Annotated in this window: 2 protein-coding genes and 1 pseudogene; all 3 read right to left on the bottom strand. The window is 70.7% G+C overall.

Annotated features, from left to right (window positions below; all coding sequences use genetic code 11):
• Positions 1 to 57: 57 nt before the first annotated feature.
• Positions 58 to 690 (bottom strand): aminotransferase class IV family protein, encoded by a 633-nt coding sequence (locus AD428_RS20350; protein ID WP_053246386.1) that lies wholly within the window; start codon positions 688 to 690, stop codon positions 58 to 60.
• An 83-nt stretch (positions 691 to 773) separates the two neighbouring features.
• Positions 774 to 1,898 (bottom strand): annotated as a pseudogene (locus tag AD428_RS20345) (aminodeoxychorismate synthase component I); the annotation flags it as partial.
• Between the two features lie 5 nt (positions 1,899 to 1,903).
• Positions 1,904 to 7,103, bottom strand: a 5,200-nt coding sequence (uvrA, locus tag AD428_RS20340) for an excinuclease ABC subunit UvrA (RefSeq protein WP_053246385.1), incomplete at its 5' end; no start/stop codon positions are given.

The raw sequence follows: 7,103 nt of genomic DNA, 5'->3' as shown, positions 1-7,103 counted from the left end.
GCGAACGAGGCCGTGCGTCTGGCCGTGGGGTGAGGCCGGGCGTGCCGCGCCCGCGCTTCAGTCGTCGCGCAGGGTGACGGGAAACCAGCCGCGCAGCGCATTGGACAGCCGGATCTCGCTGGCTTCGCGCAGGTCGTCGAGGGTCAGCACGCGCTCGGTGGCCTGGCCCCGTTCCAGCAGTTCCTCGCGCTGCACGCCAGGCAGGCAGCCGCTGGCCACGGGCGGCGTGTACCAGTCGCCTCCCAGCAGCAGATAGACGTTGCTGCGGCTGCCTTCGCAGAGCTCGCCGCGTTCGTTCAGGTAGAGCAGGTCGAAAACCCGCGGATGGGCGGGCAGCCATTCGATGGTCTTGGTGTACCAGGGGCGGTAGGTGGTCTTGTACCGCAGCAGGGGTTCGGCCGAATCCAGGGCCTCGGGCGCGAGCATGACTTCCTGCCCGGGCGGCAGGGGCGGCAGCGGGGCCGTCTGGATGTGCCGCGAGCCGTCGCGCGCCACCAGCAGGCGCAGGCGGTGCGGGCCGGGCGTGGTGAGCGACAGCGCCGCCACCATGATGTCCTGCCCGACCTCGGGCCCGCCCCAGTCGTAGTCCAGCGCCTTGCACGAGCGCTCCAGCCGGGCCAGGTGGCGGGCGAGCAGGGGAATGCCGAGATCGGCGTCGACCAGGATGGTTTCGATCAGTTCGGGCTGCATGGCGGTTCCGCGTTTCCAGGCGTATGCCGGTCTATGCTACCCCGTTTGCCGCGGCAGGGCCGGGGAGTGCCGGGATCCCGCGAGAGGATGCGCGCCTTCCAGCGGCATTCCTGCCACTCCTGCGCCGGGTCCGAATCCAGCACGATGCCGCCGCCCACGCCGTAGACGCCGTGCCCGCCCGCTTCCAGCACCAGGGTGCGGATGGCCACGTTGAGCGAGAAGTCGCCGTCCGGCGCGAGCCAGCCGATGCTGCCGCAGTACAGGCCGCGCGGCGCGATTTCGAGCTGGCGGATGCGGCGCATGGCGGCCACCTTGGGCGCGCCGGTGATCGAGCCGCAGGGAAACAGCGCGCGCAGCACCTGTTCCAGGGTGGCGCGCGGGGCCTCTGCCGACACGGTGGAGGTCATGGTCCAGACCGTGGGGTAGCGCTCCAGCGTGAACAGCGCGTCCACCCGCACCGATCCCGGCTCGGCCAGCCGGCCCAGGTCATTGCGCAGCAGGTCCACGATCATCAGGTTCTCGGCGCGGTTCTTGGAGCTGGCCAGCAGCTCGCGGCCCAGCCGCTCGTCTTCGGCCGGATCGGCATGGCGCGGCGCGGTGCCTTTCATGGGACGGGTGACGAGCCGGCTGCCCTGGCGCGCCACGAACAGTTCGGGCGAGAACGACAGAATGGCGCGCGCGCCGTCTTCGATATAGGCGGCGTGGGCCACCGGATGGCGGCTGGCGATGCGGCGGTACAGCGCCGCGGGCGATCCGTCGGCGCGCACGTCCAGCGGCTGGGTGTAGTTGAGCTGGTACAGCTCGCCTGCCTCGATCAGCCGGCGCACGGTGTCGATGCGCGCGGCATAGCCGGCCTCGTCCATGCGCGGGCGCGGCGGCTGCGCCGCGGCGGCTTCGTCGCCCGGCTGGGGCGCCCACGGCGCGACGCTTTCCGCGCGCTCGAAGGCGTATGCCCGCAGCCGCGCCCGGCCGTCGTCGCGGGGCGGCGTCCAGGGGCCGTCCGGGGCGGGGCGGACGGTTTCGGGCAGCAGCCATTCGCCCAGTTCGTAGTCCAGGAGCAGGGCGATCCAGCGTCCGCGGCGGCGCTGCGCGTCGATGGCCTCCAGCGCCGGCCCGACTTCGGCGGCCGAGCGCGCCTCGATGGCGGCGCACAGGCCGGCCAGGCGGCGGGCCCGCCCGGCCAGGCGGTCTTCAAAACGGCATTCCATGGCGGCTACTGTTTCAGGAACTCCGCCAGCACGCGCCCGGTGTGCGAGCGCTCGCGCAGGCTCATGACGTGTTCCGGCGAGCCCTCGGCCACGAGCCGGCCGCCGCCCGTGCCGCCTTCCGGGCCCAGGTCCAGCAACCAGTCGGCTTCGGCGATCACGTCCAGGTTGTGTTCGATGACCACCACGGTGTTGCCCGCCTCGACCAAACGGTGCAGCACGTGGATGAGTTTTTCCACGTCGGCCATGGACAGGCCCACCGTGGGCTCGTCGAGCACGTAAAGGGTGTGCGGCACGCGCGAGGCCCGGCCGGTCTTGAGCAGGCCGTCGGTCAGCCGCGCCTTGGACAGCTCGGTCACGAGCTTGATGCGCTGCGCCTCGCCGCCGGACAGCGTGGGCGAAGGCTGGCCCAGTGTGAGATAGCCCAGGCCCACGTCCTGCATCAATTGCAGGGGGCGATGGATCTTGGGATGGGCCGCGAAATACGCCAGCGCGTCGTCCACTTCCAGGGCCAGCACTTCGCCCGCGTTCTTGCCGCGCATCTGCACCGACAGCGTATCGCTGTTGAAGCGCGCGCCGCTGCAGGCGTCGCAGGGCACCTTCACGTCGGGCAGGAAGTTCATCTCGATGGTGCGCATGCCCTGCCCTTCGCAAATGGGGCAGCGCCCGTCGCCGGTATTGAACGAGAAGCGGGCCGCCGTCCAGCCGCGCATGCGGGCCTCGCGGGTGTCGGCGAACTGCTTGCGCACGTCGTCCCAGAAGCCGACGTAGGTGGCGGGGCAGGAGCGCGGGGTTTTGCCGATGGGCGTCTGGTCCACTTCGAGCACGCGGTCGATGGCTTCCCAGCCGGTGATGCGCTCGCAGCCCGCCCAGGCCGGCGCCTTGCCCTGCGAGACGGCCTGCAGCAGGTTGTCGAGCAGCACTTCGCGCGCCAGCGTGGACTTGCCCGAGCCGGACACGCCCGTCACCACGCTGAGGCGGCCCACCGGAATGCGGGCGTCCACCTGGCGCAGGTTGTGCAGGCGGGCGCCCTCGATGCGGATCATGGGCGTGTCGGGCGCCACGGGGCGCCGGCCCTGCAGCGGGTGGCGCAGCGGATGCGCCAGGTAGCGGCCGGTGACGGATTCGGGCGTGGCGATCAGATCTTCGGCGCTGCCCTGCGCCACCACGCGGCCGCCGCGGATGCCCGCGCCGGGGCCGATGTCGATGATGTGCGAAGCGCGGCGGATGGTGTCGTCGTCGTGCTCCACCACCACCAGGGTATTGCCGTTGCCTTCCAGGCGCGCCAGCGCGTCGAGCAGGATGCGGTTGTCGCGCGGATGCAGACCGATGGTGGGCTCGTCCAGCACGTAGCACACCCCTTGCAGATTGGAGCCCAGCTGCGCGGCCAGCCGGATGCGCTGCGCTTCGCCGCCCGACAGCGTGGGCGCGGCGCGGTCCAGCGCCAGGTAGTCCAGCCCCACTTCCTGCATGAAATTGAGGCGGCCGCGGATCTCGGCCAGGATGTCGCGCGCGATCTCGCCCTCGCGACCGCGCGCCACCAGGCCGGTGAAGAAGGTATGCGCGTCGGAAACCGGCAGCGCCGCCAGTTCGGCGATGGAGCGGTCGCGCCAGCGCACGGCGCGGGCCACGCGGTTCAGGCGCTGGCCGTTGCAGTCGGGGCAGGTGCGCGCCTCGCCCTCGTACCAGGCGTTCCAGGCGGTTTCCTCGCCCGTCTGTTCTTCGTCGAAGCCTTGCAGCTGCAGGCCGGTGCCGAAGCACGAGGGGCACCAGCCGTGCTTGGAGTTGTACGAGAACAGGCGCGGATCCGGCTCGGGGAAGCTCGCGCCGCAGCAGGGGCAGGCGCGCTTGACCGAGAAATGCTGCTGCTGCAGGTCGCTGTCCAGCGCCTCGTGCAGCTTGTCCACGGGCCACACCGCCGACATCACGCCCTGGCCGTTTTCCAGCGCCCGCCGGACGGCGTCGCGCAGCGCGGCCTCGTTGGCAGGCTCGATCACCACGTCGGCCACCGGCAGCTCGATGGTGTGTTCTTTGTAGCGGTCCAGGCGGGGCCAGGGCGAGACGGGAATGAACCGGCCGTCCACCCGCAGGTGCGTGTGGCCCTTGCCGGCCGCCCACTTGGCCAGGTCGGTGTAATAGCCTTTGCGGGCGGTGACCAGCGGGGCCAGCAGGCCGATGTGCTCGCCCTTGCGCTCGCGCATCAGCCGCGCCACGATCTGGTCGGCGTTCTGCGGCTCCACCGGCACGTTGCAGTCGGGGCAGTACTGCGTGCCCAGCTTCACATACAGCAAGCGCAGGAAATGGTGGATTTCCGTCATTGTGGCCACGGTGGACTTGCGGCCGCCTCGGCTGGTGCGCTGCTCGATCGCCACCGTCGGCGGGATGCCGAAGATGGCGTCCACGTCCGGCTTGCCGGCCGGCTGCACAATGGCGCGCGCATAGGCGTTGAGCGACTCCAGGTAGCGCCGCTGGCCTTCGTTGAACAGGATGTCGAAGGCCAGCGTGGACTTGCCCGAGCCCGACACGCCGGTAATCACCGTGAACTTGTCGCGCGGGATTTCCACGCTGATGTTCTTCAGGTTGTGTTCGCGCGCATTGCGGATCTCGATGGCCCGCGCGTCCTGGCGGCGGCGCCGCATGAGCGATTGCAGCGGCGTGCCGGCCTGCGCCGCGTAGTCCGCGCGCGGCTCCTCGATGACCGCGGCCAGGCCGGCCTGCTCGGCTTCCTGGGCGTCGGCGTCGGTGCTCGCGACGATGCCGGCGGGCAGGATGCTGACTTCATAGTCGCGCAGCGCCGCGCCCGTGTGCGAGGCCGGGTTGTCCATCAGGTCGCGCGGGGTGCCCACGCCCACGACCTCGCCGCCCGCGTCGCCGCCCTCGGGCCCCAGGTCGATCAGCCAGTCGGCCGCGCGGATCACGTCCAGGTTGTGCTCGATGACGAGCAGCGTATGGCCGGCGGCCAGCAGCTTGCGGAAGGCGCGCATGAGCCGCGCCACGTCGTCGAAGTGCAGGCCCGTGGTGGGTTCGTCGAACAGGAACAGGCTGCCCTTCTTGGCGACCTTGGCCGTGGAGATGCCGCTGCGCGCGGCCTCGGCCAGGTGGCCGGCGAGCTTGAGCCGCTGCGCCTCGCCGCCCGAAAGCGTGGGCACGGGCTGGCCCAGCCGCACGTATTCCAGCCCCACGTCCGCCAGCGGCGCGAGCCCGGTCTGCACGTCGCGCAGACCCTTGAAGAAGTCCAGCGCCTCGCTCACCGTCATTTCGAGCACTTCGTCGATGGAGGCGCTCTTGCCCAGGTGCTCCACGCGCACCTCCAGCACCTCGGGCCGGAAGCGCTTGCCGTCGCAATCGGGGCAGCGCAGGTACACGTCGGAAAGAAACTGCATTTCCACGTGCTCGAAGCCGGTGCCGCCGCAGGTGGGGCAGCGGCCGTCGCCGCCGTTGAAGCTGAACGTGCCCGCCGTGTAGCCGCGCTCGCGCGCCAGCGGCGCCTGGGCGAACAGTTTGCGGATGGCGTCGAAGGCGCCCACGTAGCTGGCCGGGTTGGACCGCGTGGTCTTGCCGATGGGCGTCTGGTCCACCATGACCACGTCGGCGATCTGCTCGGCGCCCAGCAGGCGCTCGAACGGCCCGGGCGCTTCGGACGGCTTGCCCTTCTGCTTGAGCAGGGCGGGATACAGCACGTCCTGCACCAGCGTGGACTTGCCGGAACCGGACACGCCCGTCACGCAGACCAGCCGGCCCAGGGGCAGTTCGATGGAAACGTTCTTGAGGTTGTGGGCGCTCACGCCTTCCAGCACCAGGCGCGGGGTATTGCCGGCCACGGGCATGGGACGCGGCGCCTCCACGCGCTGCCGCCCGCCCAGGTAGTCGCCGGTGAGCGTGGCGGCGTTGCGCAGTTGCGCGGGCGTGCCGTCGAAGACAATGCGGCCGCCGCGCTCGCCGGGGCCCGGGCCGATGTCGATGATGCGGTCGGCCGCCACCATGACCTGCGGATCGTGTTCCACCACCACCAGCGTGTTGCCGGCGTTGCGCAGCCGGTGCATGACTTCCACCACGCGGTGCATGTCGCGCGGGTGCAGGCCGATGGAAGGCTCGTCGAGCACGAAAAGGGTGTTCACCAGCGAGGTGCCCAGCGCCGTGGTCAGGTTGATGCGCTGCACCTCGCCGCCGGACAGCGTGCGGCTCTGGCGGTCCAGCGTGAGATAGCCCAGGCCCACGTCGCAGAGGAACTTCAGCCGCGCGCGCACCTCGGTCATGAGGAGATCGGTGGCCGCGTCCAGCGCGCCGGTGAAGCGCAGCCGGTCGAAGAAGGCGCGCACCCGTTCGATGGGCAGCAGCATGACGTCGTGGATGGACAGGCCGTCCAGGTTGTCGAGCTGTTCGCGGCTCCATGCGGCGTGCACCGGCATGAAGCGCTTGTAGCGCCCGTCGTCCGGCGGCAGCACGGCGTCGGCTTCCGCCTTGTCGCCCAGCCGCCAGAGCAGGGCGTCGGGCTTGAGGCGGGCGCCGTTGCAGGCGGGGCAGGGCGTGTAGCTGCGGTATTTGGACAGCAGCACCCGCACGTGCATCTTGTACGCCTTGGTTTCGAGCCAGTCGAAGAAGCGCTGCACGCCGTACCACTGGTGTTTCCAGGCGTCGCTTCCGCCCTTCCAGTCGGGCGTGCCGTACAGCACCCAGCGCTTCTGCTCGTCGGTGAGGTGCTTCCAGGGCACGCCGAGCGGAATGCCGGCGCGCGGCGCGTACTTCTGCAGCTCGTCCTGGCATTCCTTGTAAGAGGGCGTCTGCCAGGGCTTGATGGCGCCCTCGAGCAGGGTCTTGTTCTCGTCCGGGATTACCAGGCCGAAGTCGATGCCGATCACGCGGCCGAAGCCGCGGCACGATTCACAGGCGCCCAGCGGCGAGTTGAAGGAGAAGCTGCTGGGCAGCGGGTCGGTGTATTCGATGTCGCAATCGGCGCAGTGCAGCCGGTCGCTGAAACGCCAGACCTGAGCGTCGCCGCCGTCCTCGCCCATGACGCGCACGGCCAGGTGGCCCGCGCCCATGCGCAGCGCGGTGTCCAGCGCCTCCATGACGCGTTCGCGCTCGGCGCCGGCGAAACGGAAGCGGTCCTGCACCACGTGCAGGATGCGGCGCTCCTCGCCGCCGCCCGACGCGCCCCTGGCCTTGCTCTTCTTGCCCGGCTTGCCGGCGGCGGGGCCGGGCGCGGCG

The organism is Achromobacter sp. DMS1 (assembly GCF_001270295.1).
Note: the sequence above shows the minus strand (reverse complement) of the source record. Positions and strands in the feature narration are given on the sequence as shown.

Bases quoted from the DNA above. Each gene is read 5' to 3' on its own strand.
- AD428_RS20350 (WP_053246386.1), bottom strand. From the start codon at position 690: ATGCAGCCCGAACTGATCGAAACCATCCTGGTCGACGCCGATCTCGGC.